Source organism: Gluconobacter sp. Dm-73, from assembly GCF_018256215.1.
Taxonomy (GTDB): Bacteria; Pseudomonadota; Alphaproteobacteria; order Acetobacterales; family Acetobacteraceae; genus Gluconobacter; species Gluconobacter cadivus.
In genome coordinates, this window is record NZ_JAERLW010000012.1 from 1 (window position 1) to 19,468 (window position 19,468).

Annotated in this window: 18 protein-coding genes and 3 pseudogenes; 13 read left to right on the forward strand and 8 right to left on the reverse strand. The window is 55.9% G+C overall.

What is annotated here, in order from left to right:
• The 3 genes and pseudogenes from JK176_RS12375 to JK176_RS12385 form a co-directional block, all read right to left on the reverse strand.
• Positions 1-214 (reverse strand): annotated as a pseudogene (locus JK176_RS12375) (hypothetical protein); the annotation flags it as partial.
• A gap of 338 nt (positions 215-552) precedes the next feature.
• Positions 553-1,149 (reverse strand): hypothetical protein, encoded by a 597-nt coding sequence (locus tag JK176_RS12380; RefSeq protein ID WP_194268101.1) that lies wholly within the window; start codon positions 1,147-1,149, stop codon positions 553-555.
• Between the two features lie 554 nt (positions 1,150-1,703).
• On the reverse strand, positions 1,704-2,894 hold the full coding sequence (locus JK176_RS12385; RefSeq protein WP_211588116.1) for an MFS transporter: 1,191 nt from the start codon (positions 2,892-2,894) through the stop codon (positions 1,704-1,706).
• Positions 2,895-3,017: 123 nt separating this feature from the next.
• Here JK176_RS12385 and JK176_RS12390 point away from each other — a divergent pair, with 123 nt between their 5' ends.
• The 3 genes from JK176_RS12390 to JK176_RS12400 all read left to right on the forward strand — a co-directional run bounded on the left by JK176_RS12390 (position 3,018) and on the right by JK176_RS12400 (position 5,995).
• A complete protein-coding gene (locus tag JK176_RS12390) occupies positions 3,018-3,908 on the forward strand; it encodes a LysR family transcriptional regulator (protein WP_249194494.1) in 891 nt (296 codons plus the stop codon).
• Positions 3,909-4,011: 103 nt separating this feature from the next.
• Positions 4,012-4,887, forward strand: coding sequence for a peptidylprolyl isomerase (locus JK176_RS12395; RefSeq protein WP_211588117.1), 876 nt, complete (start codon positions 4,012-4,014; stop codon positions 4,885-4,887).
• Between the two features lie 355 nt (positions 4,888-5,242).
• Positions 5,243-5,995, forward strand: a complete 753-nt coding sequence (locus tag JK176_RS12400; RefSeq protein WP_211588118.1) for a class I SAM-dependent methyltransferase — start codon at positions 5,243-5,245, stop codon at positions 5,993-5,995.
• A 193-nt stretch (positions 5,996-6,188) separates the two neighbouring features.
• Here the strand turns inward: JK176_RS12400 and JK176_RS12405 are convergent, their stop codons facing one another.
• The gene (locus JK176_RS12405; protein WP_211588119.1) at positions 6,189-7,082 is read right to left on the reverse strand and encodes a LysR family transcriptional regulator; all 894 of its coding nucleotides are present in this window, start codon (positions 7,080-7,082) and stop codon (positions 6,189-6,191) included.
• 113 nt (positions 7,083-7,195) lie between these two features.
• On the opposite strand from JK176_RS12405, the gene JK176_RS12410 reads away from it, so the two are divergent.
• Entirely contained in the window at positions 7,196-7,948 is a 753-nt protein-coding gene (locus JK176_RS12410) for an SDR family NAD(P)-dependent oxidoreductase (protein ID WP_211588120.1), read from the forward strand.
• A gap of 82 nt (positions 7,949-8,030) precedes the next feature.
• Positions 8,031-8,867: an alpha/beta fold hydrolase gene (locus JK176_RS12415; protein ID WP_211588121.1), complete on the forward strand. Its 837-nt coding sequence runs from the start codon at positions 8,031-8,033 to the stop codon at positions 8,865-8,867.
• A gap of 20 nt (positions 8,868-8,887) precedes the next feature.
• Here the strand turns inward: JK176_RS12415 and JK176_RS12420 are convergent, their stop codons facing one another.
• Both JK176_RS12420 and JK176_RS12425 read right to left on the reverse strand, forming a co-directional pair.
• Complete coding sequence (locus JK176_RS12420) at positions 8,888-9,460, reverse strand: cytochrome b (RefSeq protein ID WP_211588122.1); 573 nt, start codon at positions 9,458-9,460, stop codon at positions 8,888-8,890.
• Entirely contained in the window at positions 9,457-10,551 is a 1,095-nt protein-coding gene (locus JK176_RS12425) for a catalase family peroxidase (protein WP_211588123.1), read from the reverse strand. Before JK176_RS12425 ends, JK176_RS12420 begins: the two co-directional genes overlap by 4 nt.
• Before the next feature lie 202 nt (positions 10,552-10,753).
• On the opposite strand from JK176_RS12425, the gene JK176_RS12430 reads away from it, so the two are divergent.
• The gene (locus tag JK176_RS12430; protein ID WP_211588124.1) at positions 10,754-11,236 is read left to right on the forward strand and encodes a sigma-70 family RNA polymerase sigma factor; all 483 of its coding nucleotides are present in this window, start codon (positions 10,754-10,756) and stop codon (positions 11,234-11,236) included.
• Positions 11,233-11,988: an anti-sigma factor gene (locus JK176_RS12435; protein WP_077804102.1), complete on the forward strand. Its 756-nt coding sequence runs from the start codon at positions 11,233-11,235 to the stop codon at positions 11,986-11,988. Before JK176_RS12430 ends, JK176_RS12435 begins: the two co-directional genes overlap by 4 nt.
• Before the next feature lie 481 nt (positions 11,989-12,469).
• On the opposite strand, the gene JK176_RS12440 is transcribed toward JK176_RS12435, so the two are convergent.
• Complete coding sequence (locus JK176_RS12440) at positions 12,470-12,865, reverse strand: helix-turn-helix domain-containing protein (RefSeq protein WP_149026835.1); 396 nt, start codon at positions 12,863-12,865, stop codon at positions 12,470-12,472.
• Positions 12,866-12,950: 85 nt separating this feature from the next.
• Between JK176_RS12440 and JK176_RS12445 the strand changes: the two genes are divergently transcribed.
• Positions 12,951-13,808 (forward strand): SDR family oxidoreductase, encoded by an 858-nt coding sequence (locus JK176_RS12445; RefSeq protein ID WP_211588125.1) that lies wholly within the window; start codon positions 12,951-12,953, stop codon positions 13,806-13,808.
• A gap of 204 nt (positions 13,809-14,012) precedes the next feature.
• On the opposite strand, the pseudogene JK176_RS12450 reads toward JK176_RS12445, so the two are convergent.
• Positions 14,013-14,186, reverse strand: a pseudogene (locus JK176_RS12450) (IS5/IS1182 family transposase); the annotation flags it as partial.
• 61 nt (positions 14,187-14,247) lie between these two features.
• Between JK176_RS12450 and JK176_RS12455 the strand changes: the two are divergent.
• The 5 genes and pseudogenes from JK176_RS12455 (at position 14,248) to JK176_RS12475 (ending at position 19,449) form a co-directional block, all read left to right on the forward strand.
• Positions 14,248-15,251: pseudogene (locus JK176_RS12455) on the forward strand (IS5 family transposase).
• A 247-nt stretch (positions 15,252-15,498) separates the two neighbouring features.
• Positions 15,499-16,323 carry a hypothetical protein gene (locus tag JK176_RS12460; RefSeq protein ID WP_194268091.1) on the forward strand — a complete coding sequence of 275 codons (825 nt, stop codon included), beginning with the start codon at positions 15,499-15,501 and terminating at the stop codon, positions 16,321-16,323.
• Complete coding sequence (locus JK176_RS12465) at positions 16,320-17,486, forward strand: hypothetical protein (RefSeq protein ID WP_077804105.1); 1,167 nt, start codon at positions 16,320-16,322, stop codon at positions 17,484-17,486. The genes JK176_RS12460 and JK176_RS12465 overlap by 4 nt, the downstream gene beginning before the upstream one ends.
• Positions 17,486-18,481 carry a hypothetical protein gene (locus tag JK176_RS12470; RefSeq protein ID WP_211588126.1) on the forward strand — a complete coding sequence of 332 codons (996 nt, stop codon included), beginning with the start codon at positions 17,486-17,488 and terminating at the stop codon, positions 18,479-18,481. The genes JK176_RS12465 and JK176_RS12470 overlap by 1 nt, the downstream gene beginning before the upstream one ends.
• Positions 18,481-19,449 (forward strand): hypothetical protein, encoded by a 969-nt coding sequence (locus JK176_RS12475; RefSeq protein WP_077804107.1) that lies wholly within the window; start codon positions 18,481-18,483, stop codon positions 19,447-19,449. The genes JK176_RS12470 and JK176_RS12475 overlap by 1 nt, the downstream gene beginning before the upstream one ends.
• The last annotated feature ends 19 nt before the right edge of the window (positions 19,450-19,468 follow it).

Consider the following 19,468-nt stretch of genomic DNA (forward strand, 5'->3'; position numbering starts at 1 on the left):
CACCAACATCCGCTGCGTGATGATGATCAGGACTATGCGGACCAAAATCCTGGCTGTCGCAAAGGGTCGACAAGTTGATGAACTGTTTTAACGGATCATTGAGAAGGAACTGCGGTAAAGGCAGACTTCCAACGCTGAGGCGAATAATGATGGCAAGCAGAACCAGCGGCCAAAAGACCAGACTCCCTCCGCTATGCCGCGCACTTCGCATCATTCTTCTTCATTTAAAGCGGCTTGCAACACTGCGCCAGATGGAAATGTATTTTTCGATCGTTTGGTTTGGGTTGTGATGCACAGAGCCCCAATTTTTTTAAGCGCTCCATGTTAATTGTCGATGTCCATTTTCCGGAAGCTTAAGAAGCTTCTTTTGTGCCCGAGATGTAAGCGTAACCGGACATGCTGCTTCCGCCTACGTGGCAAACATAGATAGCAACGACGCATGACCTGAAAGCGGACGTCATCCAATCCGATGTTCATCAGGGCGGCACCCCAAGGTCATGCAGGACGCCCTGTTTGAAGTTGCGCTCGCAAGTATCAAACGCTGCAAGCCAACTATTCTGACGGAGTATTGATTTTCTGTCGTCCCGAGGCTTCACAGCGTGAGAGAGCATCACGGATGGCAAGGCCTAACGCCTCGTCCGACACGGACAAAGGGACTGCAATCCTCTTCTCCGCGTATTTCTTCTTTTCCATGGGGCCCCAGCCCCGATGGCCACCCGGAAGACGGAGTGTGGCTATCAGGGTGACAAAATCCTCGATCAGATCATGCCAGGACGTAAGCACAACATCGCATCTTCGCCCGGCCTGATCGATATCCTTGTAGCCATAGGTCTGAGCAATTTCGCTCCAGAACGCCAGCCTCCGCGTATTGGAAGCCTCTTCCATCGCCCGGATTTCGTCACGACCCAGTGAGGAGACGCCAGGCTTGTTGAAATATTCGCTGCTTTCCAGAGCTTTGCGAAAATTTTCACCAATCCACAGAGCGGAGGCGTCGTAGGGCGCATGCGCGCACCAGCCTATCCGCGAAAAATAGGTCCCGCGCCAGATTTCTTCAGATATAATCGCGATATATTTTGGCGAGAGAGTGATTGTCGCGCTTTTGTAATGCAAACTGCGGATACGTTCCGGCGTGTAGCGAGACTCACTCATGAGATGGCATCGATTTCAAAGTCGAGCGGTTTGTAGCCATTGCGTCCGATAGACTTCATAGACCTGTCTCCAGTGAACTTCAGTCATTGTCGCGCTTGGGGTTGGACGTTCAAATGTATAGGCTTAGATAGCGACCTCAGTAAATCCAACATGAGCAATAGTTTCTTTTCGGCTGAAGAAGCGGCAAAATTACTAGCCGAAAGCCTATGGAACTTGGCGATTTTTTACTTAGCAGTCGAAATAACGTCTGCTGTCGAGAAATCTCATCCCAAAACAGACATTCCGTTTACCCCCCCAATCAGCCGTTGGGTAAGCGTCCGAAGATCGCACGATTAACGACTGCAATTGCCTTCATGTCGGAGATACAGGCGAGTGGAACAGTTTTCCGGAAGCCGACATTATCAGGAGAGCCGCTATAGATCGCGCTTGGGACTGTCCTGCTGTTCCGTACCAGTTCGTCAAAGAACAGCTTACAATGGAAGCGGTCATTCTGTGGGTCACGACTAAAGGGCGGTTTGCCACAGACTGGTCGAGACAAGCCAATGGCACGCCCCTCATCGTGCGCCGAATGCGTCGGTCAAGCGGACAATGAAGAACGATGCCGTCAATAGGGGAAGCAAGCTCCACACCAGCGCGACCGAACCCAGCTCACCGAGGATAAGGCCGCCCACTATACCGCCGCCTGCAATCGCAAGGTTCCACACGGTCACGATCATCGATTGCGCGACATCTGCCCCGCTACGCGCAGCCTTGGCAGATGCCGTCTGAAACAAGGTCGCCACGCCGCCAAAAGCGAGTCCCCAAACAGTTACGCCGCTATAGACCGCCATCGGCTCGGATCGGCCAAGGCCCAGGATCAGCATTGCCATGAAGAACAGGATGATAGCGCCGAGGGTCAGAAGACGCAGTCGGCGATCGATCAAAGCGCCGACCACCCATATGCCTAGCAGGGCCGCGACCCCGAATACCAGCAGAACGCGATCCGTCTGCGCGACCATGCCGGATTGGGCCAGATAGGGCGCGATATAAGTGTAGAGGATATTGTGAGCGAGTACGAAAGCTAACGTCACCATCAAAATCGGGCGAATGCCAGGCATTGTCCAAACCTTCGCCAGCGATATTCTCTTTTCGCGGTCCGCACCGGGGAAATCGGGCACCTTCAAGCAGGTCCATCCGATCAACAGTAACGTCAACCCGCTCATAATGCCGAAGCTGATCCGCCAACCCACCCAAGCACCAAGAAACGTGCCAGCGGGTACGCCGATCGATAGAGCGAGCGGAGTGCCAACCATGGCGACAGCGATCGCACGTCCTTCCAGTTGCGGGACGACCATACGGGAGGCATAACCTGCGAGCAGTGCCCAGAGTACTCCGGCCGATACCCCGGTCAGCAGACGCGCGGCCACGATGACCACATAAGAGGACGCGATGGCTGTGACGACATTGGCGACGGCGAAACCGGCGATTGCCGTAAGCAGCAACGGGCGCCGCCGCATACGCTGGGTCGCACTTGTCAGCGGAATGGCTGCAACCAACGAGCCGATCGCATAAACCGTCACCAATTGACCGGCTAACTCCTGTGAAATGTGCAGGTCGTCGCTGATCTGCGGAAGAAGACCAGCGGGTAGCGTCTCGGTGAGGATGGTGAGGAATCCCGCGGCTGCCAACGCGAGCAGGCTGGCGAGAGGTAGGTGCTCTCGCTCTGCATTGGCCTCGCAGGCCAGTGATATTTGTTCAAGCTGCATTAAAATCGTCCTGCAAATCGATGAAGGGCTCGGCAGGGCCAACAGTAAGCTCAATACAATTACAGAAAAATCAGCTATAGTTCCGAATAGTCAGGACATCATTGTCCGCAATGTGAGGCTTGAATGATGGACCGGCTTGGCGCTCTCAACGCCTTCATGCGCGCCGCCGAGACCCGCAGCTTCGTTGCTACAGGCCGCGATCTTGGTATTTCCGCTTCTGCTGTGGGCAAGGCCATCGCGCGTCTGGAAGAGCGGTTGGGCGTCCGGCTGCTCCATCGCAGCACCCGCAGCATGACGTTGACGGCCGAAGGTACAACCTTCCTCGATCATTGTCGGCGAATCTTTGATGAAGTCGATGCCGCCGAGGCAATGCTGTTTCAGGCCAGTGACAAGCCCTCGGGAGTGCTCCGGGTAAGCCTGCCGATCGCGGGCATGCTTTTGATGCCCGTGATCGCTGCATTTATGAAAACATGGCCAGACATCCGGATGGACATCGATTTCACCGACCGGATGGTCGCGGTGATCGAGGAAGGTTTCGATGCGGTGATCCGAACCGGCGAGATCGCCGATACTCGCTTGATGCACCGCAAACTGGGCGTCTTCCGACACCGCATTGTCGCATCGCCGGCCTATTTGGCACAGCACGGCACGCCGCTTACCCCGGAAGACCTGTTAGACCACGCCTGCCTGCATCACCGCTACATGAACAGCGGAAGGCTGGAGTCGTGGCCGCTTATGCGAAATGGCGTGGATCTGAAGCTCGATCTGCCGGAGACGGCCGTCGTCAGCACGATCGAACCGCTCCTCTATCTTGCTGAACAAGGTTTTGGCGTTGCCTGCCTGCCGCCGTTCGCGGTGAACAGGAAAATCGAGGCCGGCACGCTGGTCCCGCTTCTCGATGATATGCTCCTCGATGCGGGATCATTCAGAGTGTTGTGGCCAGCGAGCCGTTATCTGCCACACAAGACTCGCTTGTTCATTGATTTTCTAACCGAGCATCTGGTGCTGGGATAGACTCACCTGCGACGTGACGTGGAAGGACTGTTCTGTTTCAGTCCTAAGAGGGAGGATTGGAAATGACTAGTCCTCGGTGTGGGAAACGGGCATTCTGTCTCGTATGCGAAATGCTCTTCCTGCCTTATTGCTCGTATTGCCGTTGGGGGGCACTCTTGCTGCGGTGCCCTCGCCTGCCGAGATCGTGGATCATGCTCCGGATAGTGCATGGCGGACGGTCGCGCCCGACCAGTTGTTGCTTATGAAGACGAATGATGGGCGGCGGATCGTGATCGAACTCGCTCCGCAATTCGCGCCTGTTCACGTCGCCAATGTCGTGCGCTTTGCGCAGGATCGGGCCTGGGACGGCGGAGCAATTATGCGTGTGCAGGATAATTACGTCATCCAATGGAGCGTCAGGGACGAAAAAGCTTCTTTGCCCACGCATTTCGTTGCGCACCCGCCTGCTGAATACGATCGCCCGCTTGAGGGACTTACATATCGTCCACTCGGCTATGCCGATCCTTATGCGACGAAAGTCGGGTTTGCGGATGGATGGCCAGTTGGCGGCGATGGAACGAGCGTGTGGCCGGCGCAGTGCTACGGTACTATCGGTGTGGCGCGGGATATGCCGCCTGATACAGGAAACGGACAGGAACTTTATGTGGTCAACGGTGAGGCGCCCCGGCAACTCGACCGAAACCTCGCGGTCGTCGGCCGTGTATTGGTCGGGATGGAGCACCTGGGGGCGTTACCGCGTGGCACGGGTCCGCTTGGGTTTTATACCGATGTGCGACAGAACGTCGGTATTCAAAGCGTAGTGCTTGCTTCGGACTTGCCGGTCTCCGAGCGCCCGAAGGTTCAGACAATGCGTGTCGAGAGTGCGACATTCGCGGCGTATCTTGCTGCGCGCGCCGCTAGGAGTGATCCGTTCTTTGTTCATCCTGCCCATGGCGTCGCACTCTGCAATGTCCCGGTGCCAGCACGCGAGGTGCTGTAGCCTTTAGGGGAGTGCGGTTCGTGATTGATCGGTCCAATCAGCTCTGATGCTCTGACATTACCTAATATGCCGAGCAGCAGCAGCATGGATGGGCGTGGCCGCTGGCTGGACGCACGCCCGAAGAGGCGTGTCATGATACGCCCACTCAACTCAAACAGGAATAATTCGGTTCTGACGTTTGACAGAGAGTCTCCAGTATGGCGGAAGTGCTTTCCAAAAATCCGTCTTCATCCGTTTTCCGTTGCGAGAAAACTCTCCTGCGGACATGATCATGTGAATATTTTTCAACGTTGCCACATTATCAAGATAATAACCTTATGTGGCATTTCTGGTATGGGATGATTGGATCATAAGTATGCGCAAAGCAGTCTCAGCCGCCGTGATCACGCTTCTGGCGTCTTCTGTAGCCTATGCCGCCCCCTTAGAAAATTATATTTCGTCTGCAATGACTGCTCCAATCCGCCAGGGCGACAGAGCGGATGATACACGTCGACACGGAGCTGAGATTGCTGCCCTGGCTGAGATCAAACCAGGCGAGCATGTTGCTGATTTTCTGCCGGGCGGTGGTTATTGGACCCGTATTTTCTCTGGTATTGTTGGCCCTGAAGGTAAGGTGCTGGATATCTGGCCAGCAGGCATGGTCGCTCCAGGATCAAAGGGCGAAATCCGCATGAAAGCGCTGGTCGGGGCACCAGGGACAGAAAACGTAGCGGCTGTCCCAGATGACCTTGCTCATCTCACCTTGCCAGCCCCCGTGGACGTATTCTTCACGTCCCAGAACCTTCATGATCTACCAACTCCATTTCTAGGCAACGTGGATATCACCGCATTCAGCAAACAGGTTTTCGATCTTCTAAAACCTGGAGGCCGCTTTGTTGTCATTGATCATGTGGCCGCTCCAGGGACAGGCCTCAGTGAGACGAACACTTTGCACCGTATTGATCCGGAAGTCGTCAAAAAAGCCATTCTGAATGCGGGCTTTACTTTGAAAAATGAGAGCAAATTACTTTCGAATCCTAAGGATGATCATCATCTCAAAGTTTTTGATCCTGCCATTCGAGGAAAGACCGATCAGTTCATCTTCGTATTTATCAAGCCGGCACTTTAATTTATCCGAATGGGTCTATTTGTTTGCCAAAGAAATAGACGACGTATTCACGTGTGAACGTCAGATTTTTCTCCTAAACTGCCTGTCTGCCCAATGACAAACAACAGACAGGCGGCTGTCACCTCATAGCCGACACTATCACGAGTAACCTTGTGACCCAGAAACGGCCGTCTCTGACTCCAAAGCGCAGCGCTCATAAACGCTTTGGAAATCCCGCGGCCAGATGATCGATAAACGCACGGACCGCTGACGGTAGACCCCGCCGCGTCGTAAATACCAGATGAACGATCCCTTCCGGCCCCGTCCATTCCGGCAGTACCTGCACCACCAAGCCCTTCTCCAGTGGCTCCCGAACAAAATGATCCGGGAGCCAGGCCACACCCAACCCCGCAATCGCCGCATCCCGTACTATGCCCATATCCTGCGAACCGAACCGGGGCATTCGACGTATTTCATGGGTCTCGCCATGGGTATTCATCAAAGGCCAAATGCAGTCTGTTGCCTCGTCGTTTGTTGTTAACAGCGATGCACTTCCCAGATCGTGCAGGGTTCTGATGCTTGCGGCTACACGCGGATGCGCGACTAAAACACGTGTGGAGCGTCCCAGTGTACGCATGGTCAAAGCTGCATCCGATGTCAGAGCCAGACGAACCCGTAACGCGAGGTCGATGCGCTCCCCTATCAGATCCACTGGCCGATCCACCGCAAGGAGTTGCAACCGCACCCTGGGATGGCGATCCAGAAAGCCTGTCATCAGATGTCCGATCACGGCAACCATGCCGGTTGGACAACTGAACCGAACGACGCCCGCTGGCTCAGCCTGGGCGGCGCTGATAATGGCCTCTGCAGCTTCTGCTTCATCCAGCATAGTCCGACAGCGCTCATAAAATGCTCGACCAAGATCTGTGACGCGAAAGCGCCTGCTGGACCGCTCGATCAGACGTGTACCAAGCCGGCTTTCCAGATCAGCGATGCGGCGGCTGAGTTTTGACTTCGGCTCGTGCAAGGCGCGCGAAGCGGCCGAAAAGCCGCCATGCGTTACGACCGCTACGAAATATGCATAATCGTTGAGATCCCGCCGCTCCATCGTTCTTCTTTCTGAACGCTGTGTGTCAATATTGCTATCTACAGCGATGATCGTTCCAATGTCATCTCTTTCCTACCGGCGCAAACAGAGCGCTGAGAATAAGGAACAGAACAATGACTTACGGATTTGATGGCAAGGTCGTGATCGTAACAGGCGGCACCAGTGGCATTGGTCTGGCCACCGCCAAAGCTTTCGCCGATGAAGGCGCCTTCGTTTTCATCACCGGCAGACGACAGGAGGCACTCGACGCCGCGGTCACTCGTATCGGTGGCAAGGTAACGGGCGTACGCGGTGATATGGGCCATCTGGACGACATCGACCGTCTGTATGACACCGTTCAGCAGACTCATAGCCAGATCGATGTTGTCTTCGCCAATGCCGGCGGCGGGGAATTTGCGCCCCTTGGTGCTATTTCCGAGGAACACTACCAGTCTACCTTCGACAGTAACGTCAAGGGCGTCCTCTTTACGGTACAAAAAGCGCTTCCCCTGCTGCGCGATGGGGCCGCGATCGTGCTGAATGCTTCAAATGTCAGCGCCGCAGGAACCCCGGCCCTCAGTGTGTATTCAGCCACAAAGGCAGCCGTACGCAGTTTTGCTCGAAACTGGATGCTTGACCTCAAGGAGCGCCATATTCGCGTCAACGCGGTCAGTCCGGGTGTGACCGACACGGCAGGTCTGAATGAGCTTTTTGGTGGCGGCGAACAGGCTAAAGAAACCAAAACCTATCTCGCCAGTCTGATCCCGTCTGGTCGTGTGGCCCAGCCGGAAGAAATCGCTCGCTCGGTTCTGTTTCTGGCATCTGACGAGGCCAGTTTCATCAATGGCATCGAACTCTACGTTGACGGTGGTCAGAAACAGATCTGAACGCCATCAAAACCGGCTTCGGGTTCATTGCGAAGACGGCCCTGAAACAGCTGTTACCCTCTAAATTTGGAAGAAATTAATCATGTCGTTCGTTACCACCAAAGATAATGTTGAAATCTTCTACAAGGACTGGGGCCCGAAAGACGCCCGTCCCATCATGTTTCATCATGGCTGGCCCCTCTCTTCTGACGACTGGGATGCCCAGATGCTGTTCTTTTTACAGCAGGGCTTTCGCGTGGTGGCCCATGATCGTCGTGGTCATGGACGCTCCGGGCAAGTCTCGGAAGGGCATGACATGGATCATTATGCAGCGGACACGTTTGCCGTCGTCGAAGCATTGGACCTTCGGAACGTCGTTCATATCGGTCATTCCACCGGCGGCGGTGAAGTCGCGCGCTATGTGGCCCAACATGGTCAGCCGTCCGGACGCGCCGCCAAAGCCGTTCTGGTCAGCGCTGTTCCGCCCCTGATGCTACGCACTGAAGCAAATCCCGAGGGACTGCCCATTGAGGTTTTTGACGGTTTTCGTGCTGCCCTTGCAACCAACCGGGCACAGTTCTTCCGCGATGTGCCAACCGGCCCGTTCTATGGGTTCAATCGCGAGGGTATCAGCCCGCAAGAGGGCGTCATTCAAAACTGGTGGCGTCAGGGCATGATGGGGAGCGCCAAAGCGCACTACGAGGGCATTAAGGCTTTTTCCGAAACAGATCAGACCGAAGACTTGAAGAGCATCACGATACCAACACTCGTGCTGCATGGAGAAGACGACCAGATTGTGCCAATAGCTGATTCAGCACTCAAATCTGTTGAATTACTCGCCAACGGCACCCTTAAAACCTATCCCGGCTTCTCGCACGGAATGCTGACGGTCAATGCGGAGGTACTCAATGCGGACCTCCTAGCGTTTGCTGAACGCTGATCAACATCGGCAGCCACGGCTTAATCGCCGTGGCTCTCTTGAGAGATCGGATCAAGGCTTGCCCGGAGCAGCATGCTGCGAAGTACGCCATCGCGTCGGATCAGGCCATGAAATAGAGCTGCGGTGATATGCGCCAAAACGAGACCAAACAGTAGAAAGGCCAGTAGGGTATGCGCCGACCGAAGTTCCGCCCAGAGTACCGGGTCGTGAGGAAGGATCGGTGGCAAAAGCACGGACTGACCCCATAGCGGGATGGGGTACCCCCCTGCCGACAACATCCCCCATCCAACAAGCGGCAAAACAATCATCAGCACATAAAGCAGGATATGCGATGCATGAGCTCCAATTCTCATCACCGGGGGCAAATCCTCCGGCAAGGAAGGTGGAGGCGTGTGCAGCCGGTTTCCCAGACGCAGCATAGCAAGGACAAGGATTGCGATCCCCACAGAGCGATGCAACGCCACCAGACGATAATAATCAGATCCAACGGTCGACGCCATGAACACACCAATGAAGAGCATGGCCAGGATCATGACGGCCATGACCCAGTGCAGGACGCGAGACGGCATGGTGAAAGATTTCACGTTTTTCATGACTTTTTGTCTTTCGCGTTGGTAGGCGGAACCGTCATTTCAGGCGAAACAGCAGGGGCAGTCGGCCGTTCGCCGGAACGCAGATAGAACGAGCGCATATAGGCCGCAGATCGGGCCTGTAGGATCGGATCGCCTGACAGCATCATGCCCTGGGGTAGGACAAGCGGGTCGAAAGTTATGCCGGTGCATGGGCCGTTTTCCTCACTCTTAATATCTGTAAGGGTCAAGGTTCCCGCATCGATCTGCCGATTATCCCGCGACCATTCCTTGCTCGGGTTATCAATCGCGTCGCCGCTACCCGCCACCGTCACCATCAGCCGCCATTGCAGGGGGTGAGCGTGAAGGTCATTGATCAATTGGCGGAAGAGGTAATCGTGATCGTCCGCGTGACCATCGGCCGGTGTGACGGGCTGCAAAGGTACCATGGACCAGCGCACGGCTGTTTTCGCGCCGTCTTTCGCCACGAACAGGAAACTGTTGAGACTGCGATAGGTGTCATCAGCAAAACCTGACGAAAGAGGCCGATGGGTGATCTGTGCGCCTGCCGCCTGCAACCAGGGATGAGCCGCCCGGAATGCCTTTATCCGCGCGGGGTCTGGTTTTCCTGTTGCCGGGTCAGGGCGCGACGCCTGCTGGAGGTCCTGAAACTCCTGCGGGGTCCGGACGGGAAAGACCGGGATGTCGTTGATGCCCATGCGCCACTCCTGACCACCGGGAGGCATCAGGCGCAGCGCCATGCTGCGAACCTTTGCCGGCGCATCGGCCTGAAAGGGCATACCGCCCGCGAGTGCGAAACGTCCGATCACGGGAACTCTACCCGGTTGGAGGACGGACGCCGCCGAAATCCTGGCAGCATTGCCGTTACCTTCGAACCAGCCCGTCACGCACACACCCTTGGCGTGATTGCGCCGAAAGCCGGGGTGCGTGCCGTCCACTGCACGCAGGGCATCCAGCAGGCTGGTCTGTGTCAGGCGATGGGGCGTCAGCCCGCCGCCGGCCCACAGGAAACTCAGCGCCAGGGCCGTCGGTGCCGCGATCACACCGAGCCAGCGTAAGGCTGAGGCAGAGGGCACGAGTGGCTTCGTTGCCATGGTTTTCGATCCTTTGAAAGCGTCTGATGGCAAGACGCCCGACAGAACGGATCTATTCCCTTTGTGCTGCGTGCATTGCGAAATATTTTGCAGTCGCCCTGTCCGGGCGGGAATAAACAGACGCCAGAGGCGTCTTCATCAGCAGCGATACCGGAAACCATATGAGGCACGTGCAGGATTGAACGGCGGTGATGATAGCAGGTTGCAGAACGCCATACCGGCCCTGAGACGGTATACCCGTGTGCTGACACGTGACCCGCATCAGGCCGACGATCTGGTGCAGGACTGCCTGGAGCGTGCCCTGACCCGGATGGATCAGGTGCGTTGTGGGCCGGACCTGCGGCCCTGGCTGTTCACCATCGCGCATAACCTCAATGTCAGCCATTGGCGGCGTCTGCGGCGTCTGGTTTCCTTCATGGAAACGACCGATCCGGAACCGATGCAGGAGGCGGGGCAGATTCCCCATCTGGAATGGAAGGAAGTGGCGGGCGCCTTCGAACGTCTTTCCGACGACCACCGACAGGTATTGATACTGGTCGGTGTCGAAGGGCTGGAATACGCGACGGTCGCGGACATATTGGGGGTGCCGGTGGGTACAGTGATGTCCCGGCTGTCGCGGGCCAGGACGGCCTTGCACCGGCTTGTCGAACATGAGGAGCTTCCCATGCTCAGGAGGGTAAAATGACACGGCCCGACCGCCCCGTGACTGAGGACGATCTCCAAGCCTGGGTCGATGATCTTCTGTCTCCCGAACGGCGGAGAACCGTAGAGACGTGGCTGGATACCAACCTCGATACACGAACGCGGGTCACGGCATGGCGTGCGGAACGCGATCTGTTGCGGGCGACGATGGATGCCGAACTCCGACAGCCCGTACCGGCGCGTTTCAACATCACCCGGCTGAAACGACGCAGAGCCCGCCGTTTCAGCATGCCGCAGATGGCAGCTTCTGTCGTGCTGGCCCTGTCTCTGGGACTGGGCGGCGGATGGATGCTTCGTGACCGGGAAGTGCCCCTCGGCCTGGCCTCCGTCGAGCAGGAGGCGACGATCGTGCATGACGCCGGTAAGGGCAGCACAATCTCGTCAGGCAATGTCGCGCAACTGGCGGCATGGGGCGGTCGGACGCTCGGGCGACCGGTTCGTCCCCCCGATCTGTCGGCAGCGGGTTATCAACTCACAGGCGGACAACTGGTCACGACGGATCATGGTCCTGCCTGCGTCTTTTTCTACAAGGAAGGTAATGGCAACCGGATTACCCTATTCGTTCGACCCATGTACGGCCATGACATGACGGCTCCCATGCGCCCTATGCGACATATGCCGGGCTATATCTGGGCGCAGGACGGGCTCGGGATCAGCATGGTCGCAGACACGCCTGATAGCGATCTGCATCGTCTCGCCAATCATGCCCGAGATATGATGGGGGAAGCGGGGTAACGGTCAGATTGCCCTTTTTGACCCAAACGGGACTTTCTGCTTTCCCCTGATCCGCCTGTCTGTTCAGCGATACAGGAGCAGACAGGCGGCAGTCGCCTACATCTCGATTATAGATCAGAAACGGTGCATAGCCTGAAAGCGGACTTCATCCAATTCGACAATAACTGTTACGGCACATCTCAAACCTGAACGATAATCTATACAAAATCATGCCCACTGGTTTCAAACGCTGTACGGGAGAACAACCCGTTTCCTTTCGTTAGCCCCAGTAAGAAAAAAACTACTCCGAAGGAGTATTGATTTTCTGCTGTCCAGAAGCCTCCTCTCGTGAGAAGGCATCGCAGATGGCGAGCCCTAACCCTTCATCCGACACCTACTTTTATCGGTTACAGCGTAGCTCGTATTCTGAAGACAGCAGACATAGCATTCATGGTTATGATAGCGTTCTGCCGCCTCGCAATGACATCTGTCATTCGTCGGATCATGGCTCTTCGCCTTTTGACGCGAGGATGCTGGGTAGCCGCGTCTCAATCCAGTCTGCAAGTGCGGAGACTTTTTCTGCCGCCTCCTGCCCCAGCGGCGTAAGGCTGTATTTGACATGGGGCGGGACCACATTAAGTGCGACCCGATCTACAAGGCCGTCGCTTTCAAGCCATTGAAGTGTCTGAGCCAGCATACGCTCACTCACTCCGCCGATGAGACGACGTAGTTCGCCAAAACGATGTGTCTCATTCTGTAGCGCAATCAGAACCAAAACTCCCCAACGACTGGTTATGTGCTTGAGGACCTCACGCGAAGGGCATTGAGCAACCATCAGGTCGCCTCGACGGAGTTGTGCCGACAGGGGTTCTCCCTGAACTTTTGAATTTTTCTTCATACTTACATTTATGTATGTACTTACGAATAAGAAGCAATAGTCCTATCCTTGGACACGTCACAAATGACGATCAGGGAAATAAGCCATGACGATAGCGATTAGCGGTGCGAGCGGTCAGCTCGGTCATCTTGTTCTCAACGCTCTTGAAGGCCGGACAAACGCGGGAAACATCGTTGCTCTCGCACGCACGGCGTCAAAAGTCGCAGTTAAGAGCATCGAAACGCGAGAATTCGATTACACGAAAATCGAGACACTCGTCCCAAGTCTGACGGGAGTGGAAACCCTGATCCTGATTTCGTCCAATGAAATCGGCCAGCGTGTCACCCAGCATCGCAATGTGATCACAGCCGCAAAGGCGGCCGGAGTGCGGACCATTCTCTATACCAGTGTCCTGCATGCGGACACGTCCGTTCTGTCATTGGCTGACGAGCATCGTGCGACCGAAGCCGACCTGAGATTGTCCGGCCTGTCTTTCACGATCCTGCGCAATGGTTGGTACACCGAAAATTATACTGGTTCCGTTGGAGCTGCACTGAAAGGAGGGGCTTTCATCGGGAGTGCCGGAGACGGTCGTATCTCTTCTGCGGCTCGCGCTGATTATGCACAAGCGCTTGCTGTCGTTGCAACAGGCCCGGGCCATGTCGGGAAAGTCTATGAACTCGCAGGTGACGATGCCTGGACGCTTTCCGATCTGGCGGCAGAGATCTCGCGACAGACCGGAAAGGATATTCCATACTGTAATCTGACTGAATCCGATTACGCCAAAGCGCTTATCGGAGCAGGTCTTCCCGATGGACTGGCACACGCCATTGCGGGTTGGGACATCGCCGCGTCACAGGGCGCGCTTTTTGATGACGGACGGCAGCTCTCGGCTCTGATCGGACGGCCACCGACGTCCCTTGCGGAGAGTGTTGCGGCAGTGCTTAAGAAATCGTCCGAATGATGTAAATTGCGAGGATGTCTGCTTTCGGGACTTCGTCTCTGGCAGACTGTCGGGTTGGGGTGCCCTTTAAGGTGGAGGGATCGAAGAACCGTTAATTGATGCGCTTGGCTCATAATGTCTGGGCTTTGTCGTTTGATTGACGGTTTTTCGGTTCGTTTTTGAACTGCGTTTTGAGCAGATCGGGGGCTATTACCCGCTGAATGACTACGCGCTCGCGTTCAATCTTTCGAGGAAGAGAAAGCGGCGCATGTTGTAGACGATATTGGCGAGCCCGATCCTCATGGTGGCTCGGGTGATGCCGACTGTTCGGACGAACAGCCCGGTCTTTGACTTCTGATCGACAAAGACATGCTCGACACGCGAGCGGACCACGGACTTGGAGGGTTTGAAACCAGCTCTGTGATTCCATTTGTCTGGTTCTGACTGAGGCAATGGCGCTATGAAGCAGGCTGGTTTCTTTGTGGATTTTGAGGTGCTCCGTCCTGATCTGGAGCAGGATTTGGCCTACTCAGACAGGAGCAAAGGCGGCCGTCCCCCGTTCGATCCGGTGATAATGTTCAGGATCCTGATGATCCAGACGCTGAACAATGTGTCTGATGCACTGACAGAATATCTGATCAACGATCGCCTCTCCTTCATGCGTTTCCTTGACCTGGGGCTGTCGGACCGTGTGCCTGATGCCAAAACGATCTGGCTGTTCCGCGAGCGTTTGACCCAGGCGGGGGCCATTGAAAGGCTGTTTGACCGATTTGACGCGACCCTGCGGAACGCGGGCTATCTGCCGATGTCGGGCCAGATCCTGGATACCACGCTCGTAGCCGCCCCAAAGCAGCGCAACACGAACGCTGATCCGGGCAGGGCGTATTCCTGAAGACTGGCAGGATAAGCCATCCAAATTGTGCCACAAGGGTCGCCATGCGCGCTGGACACTGAAGTTCACTAAAGCAAAGCGGCAGGATGACGGGACGATCCCCACAACGGATCTTGCCATTCCGTTCTTTGGCTACAAATCGCATGTTTCCATCGACCGGAAGTTCCGGTTCATCCGCAAATGGAAGACGACAGATTCCGCCGCCAGTGATGGTGCGCGATTGAGAGAGGGGCTGCTGGATAAAACCAATACGGCCTCAAGCGTCTGGGCAGACACGGCGTATCGCTCCAAAGCCAATGAAGACTTCATGGAAAAGCAGGACTTTGTCTCAAAGGTTCACAGAAAAAAAGCCGCATCTCAAGCCCATGCCCCGCCATATCCAGCGGTCCAATGCATGGAAATCGGTGATCCGATCACGCGTCGAGCATGTCTTTGCGGATCAGAAATCACAGACAGGGTTGTTCGTCCGAACCGTTGGCATCACCCGAGCCACCACCAGGATCGGGCTGGCCAATATCGTCTATAATATGCGCCGCTTTCTCTTCCTGGAGCGGATGAACGCGAGCGCGTAGTCCTCCAGCGGGGGACAACACCCGATCTGCTCAAAACGCAGACCGGATGCCATCGCAGAAACTGTCAATCAGTACGCCCAAAATCCAAAATCAGAACCAAGGCATATCAACAAACGGTTCTTCGATCCCTCCATCTCATTTCGAAAAAGAGAACTCTACCGCTCTTCAGTATTGGGAACAGAAAACTTATTCCAAGAAACGCTTTGAAGTGATATATTAGAATACTAATCTCGATTAGAGTAAAAAATTGTCTATTTCCGTCCTCTCACGTAGCGCCCTGTCTGATCTTTCTTTGTCTGAATGGCAAGGACAACCTACCGTTCAGCACTATACGACCTTGCTGCGCCTGATCGACGCTGCTGGCCCCTTACCGTTCTCTTTCGCTGAACCCGTCGTTCAGTGGGTTGTCGATGACAAGCCGGGCCAGATCACCTGGTACGGGACTGTCGAGCACCCGTTCCGGCCTCTGACGGACTATCCCCCGCTACAGCAAGACGCCCTGCTCAAAAACTTGACAGTCTGCCTGCAAAAGCTCCAGCGGGTCGCCAGCAGTCATCCGCAGAGCTACGCCACGCTTCTTGAAAAGGCGCTTTTTGTTCCGAACCTAAAAGCTGTTTTCACAGACGGAACCCAACTAATTTTGGCGCCGTGGGGCGCGCAGGATGCCACGCACCGGATTGATCCCGCACTCCCCGATACCTTCTCCCGCACCCCTCTGGGGGCTCTGCTTGAACCCTCCTCAAAAAACCCGGACTTCCTGAATACCTCCGCACCCCAAAAGGGGGCAACAGCCTCTTATCCGGCGCAAAAAGCAGATCCTTTTTCCGGTACGACATCGGTCGGGACCTCTTTCGAGGCGCGACTTCACGACGAGTCTTCTATCGTTACAGCGCCCTTCCCGGCTTCTTCCGCACCACTCCCCTGGCTTCTGCCGTTGTGGATACGCATCATTCTGCATGTCCTGACATTTACGGCATTTTTTGCTCTGGCTTTCTGGGCAGTTCTGGCATTCGCGAGTCACTCGAAACTCATCACCATGTTCGGTCATGTCATGTTTGGAACGCATCTATGAGCCGCCAATTCCTGGGAAAAACCACTGGACATGACGTCGTCGCGCTCATGGCACAGGGCCAGCGGGTCATTGAATACTGGCCTGATTTCTGCCGCCTGCTCACTCAGCATTTTGGAGTTGAGGGCACGTCGCTGCTTGCAGAACCAGCTTTTCACGACAATGGCAGCATTGATTGGTACGGCGAAACTGGAACTCCAATTCCACAGGACGAATTGCTCGCACAATACGAGGCCATTAAGACAAAAATAGAAGCGCTGGGAGCACACCCGGAGAAAGCCACCACGGACACGGACAGAACTTTCCTCAGTCTCTTGCTCTTTGCAATCCAGATTCCAAGCCCAGACTATCTGCGATCCGGCCCGAATGGTCCTGTGCTGATTGGCTGGGGCCATCAGCCCGTGACCACCCGAATCGAACAGGTCGATCTGAAAGGCTTTGGCAAGCGCCCGCCTCCACGTCCGAAGGCCGATCCTCCGGCCTCTGAAACCAAGACGGCAGCCCAGCCTCCGGTAACCATCTTGCCTCCCCCCCCAGAACCGCCCGTAATGCGCCTCTGGGGGCCATGGCAAAGCTGGCTTCAACTGTTCGCCAAGCTCGCCGGACTGGCATGCATTCTGTGGCTCTTATCCCGTCTGGGCGGATGGATTGGTTCTTGGATCTGTCATTATCCAAACTTTCCGCTCTGGATCACTCTGCCACTCGTCCTGCTTATTGGCCTGCTGCTTCTCCTGCTCCTTCCCTGGCGCACTTGGTCGGACTTCCGGCGCGTTGGCCGTGTCGGGGCACAGACAGGAATTTTGCAGATCGTTCTGGCCTGGGACGACCTCAATGACCTCGATCTCCATGTCCTATGTCCCGATGGTGGACGTATTTATTTTGGTAACCGGAGCCATGGAGGAGGAATGCTTGACCACGATGCAAATGCCAGAACGACCGGAGCCGTGGCACCTACCAAGCGAGCCGTTGAAAACATTGTCTGGCAGGGAGCACCTCCTCCCGGTCTCTACACGGTAGAAGTCGATCCTTTCTCGATGCCCATTTGCCCGCACACTCGCTTCCGTCTGACGGTACGCCATAACGGGCACGTGCTTGTGGCCAGACAGGGCATCGTATCGCAGACACGGGGCACGCTGTCGGTCTGCCAGTTCCGTATTTCGTCCTGATGCCCATTCTCGATCAAACCGGACCGCTGAATACCGTTGGCCATACGGCTTTTCTGGCTGCCCTCACTCAGAAATTCGGGCCAGATCATGCAGCGCTATTCGCAGTACCCACCCCTCACCCTCCCAACCAGACACTCTGGATCAAAGAGGGGCAAAACATCGTGCCGTTCAGGGATCTGCCTGAAACAACACGTCTGGAAGTCCTCCGCTATGTTGGAACCGCACTGTCCGACATCCGCCGCATGTCGCAGGTTGAAGAGGGAGATCTCAGAAGGCTCTTTCCCCAAGCACGGCGCATCCCGTCATTCGATTGTATTTATGTCGTCGATAGCCGCCCGGTTCTCAGTCAATGGGGCCTTGCAACAACACAGATCGATCCCCTCGCTGCCTATGACGATGGCCAGTTTCCGCTCATCCAGCAGACCCGACTTCCCACGCATCCTTCTTTATTGGTTTCGGGTCTGGCAGGTGCGCTACTGGGGCTTTGTCTGGCCTGTATCCTGACCTGGTTCAGTGCAACGACGCCTTATTGTGCCAGCGTGCCCCATCCTGCGGCATCAGAGCATATTGCAGTTAACGAACTGCCGCAGGGCGCGTGGGAGCAGCACGACCTTTCGGTTATGAAGGGGTGCTGGTTCCGTATCAGCAACATGAAGACCGAGAATATCCAGTCCAGTGCGGTTCAAAGTGTTGCAAAATGGACGTTCTGCTTTTCGGAAGACGGCTCACGTGGGCAGCAGCACCTAACCTATACGGATGGCAGCATGTGCACGGGCCCGATCTCCGCTGCTTTCGAAGACGATACACTCGCCGTAAAAGCCGAACGCTGTTACACGGCCCCCCATACCTTTCTGGTCCGCACAATTTTTCGCTGTACGCGCGGGCCGGAAGGACAGGCAATTTGTCCCGGTCATGATGCGGACCCTGCCGTTCCCGACTATACTGATCATAAGCATAAAATTGCTACCGGCGTTTTTCAGCGAGAGGCACCCTGATGAGTGCGCCTCTGATCCTGTGCCGGGACGCACGACCGGCCGATGCTCTTTTCGCGCGTCAGATTCATGATGCCGTTCTGCTCAGGCTTGGGGCTGCACATGCTGCCCTCTTCTCCTTACCACAATCCGATGTCTCGGCCACCGGCACGGAATGGATGACGACCGGCACACAGGCAATTGCCGCCGAAGAGCTACCGACCACAACACGAGAAGCCCTCTATGCCCATGCCGGGTCTATTCTCGCGGACCTCCGGCGGGTCGCCCAGAGCGAACCAGGCATTCTCCGCACCTATGCAGACCGTCTGCGCTCCTTTCCGGATCATGGCAGTCTGTTTGTGGTCGACGGTCGGCCCGTTCTAGCCCGATGGGGACAGACGCCCTATACGCCAACCTGGGTGTCTCGGTTCGATGATTTCCGTCCCCCCCAAGCAGCACGCGTTTTATTTCCGGCTTCCCCTAACCTTCTGATCACAGCTTTGGTGGCCATTCTCTTCGGCCTGATCGCTGCTGCGATCCTGATCTGGACACTCCCCCAAAACGGACAATGCCTTCTCGCAGACAATATTGCACGCTGGAAGCACCATGATCCAACCGTTATGGCAGGCTGCTGGGAGCGCGCGAACAACATGAGTGCAGCCAGTAACGACGTTCTGACACCGAGTGATTATAAACTCTGGGAAGTCTGCATGAAGCCGGACGGACAGAACGGATCACTCCGGCTGGAACTCGCCAACCAGGCCCCCTGTACCGCAAAAGCGACCTCCCATTTCGACGGCGACAAGACCGTTCTTGAGACCGAAGCCTGTCAGCTTCCATCTCTGATCTATCTGCCGCGCACCCTGACCTGTCATCAACACGACAGCGGACATATCGCGTGCATCATTCATGTTGATGCTCCTCTGAGCGAACTGCCAGCGGGGTATCATCAGGCCCATGAGGGATTGCTTGAGCGGATCAAACCGGAGTAAATCAATGACACATTCCGCA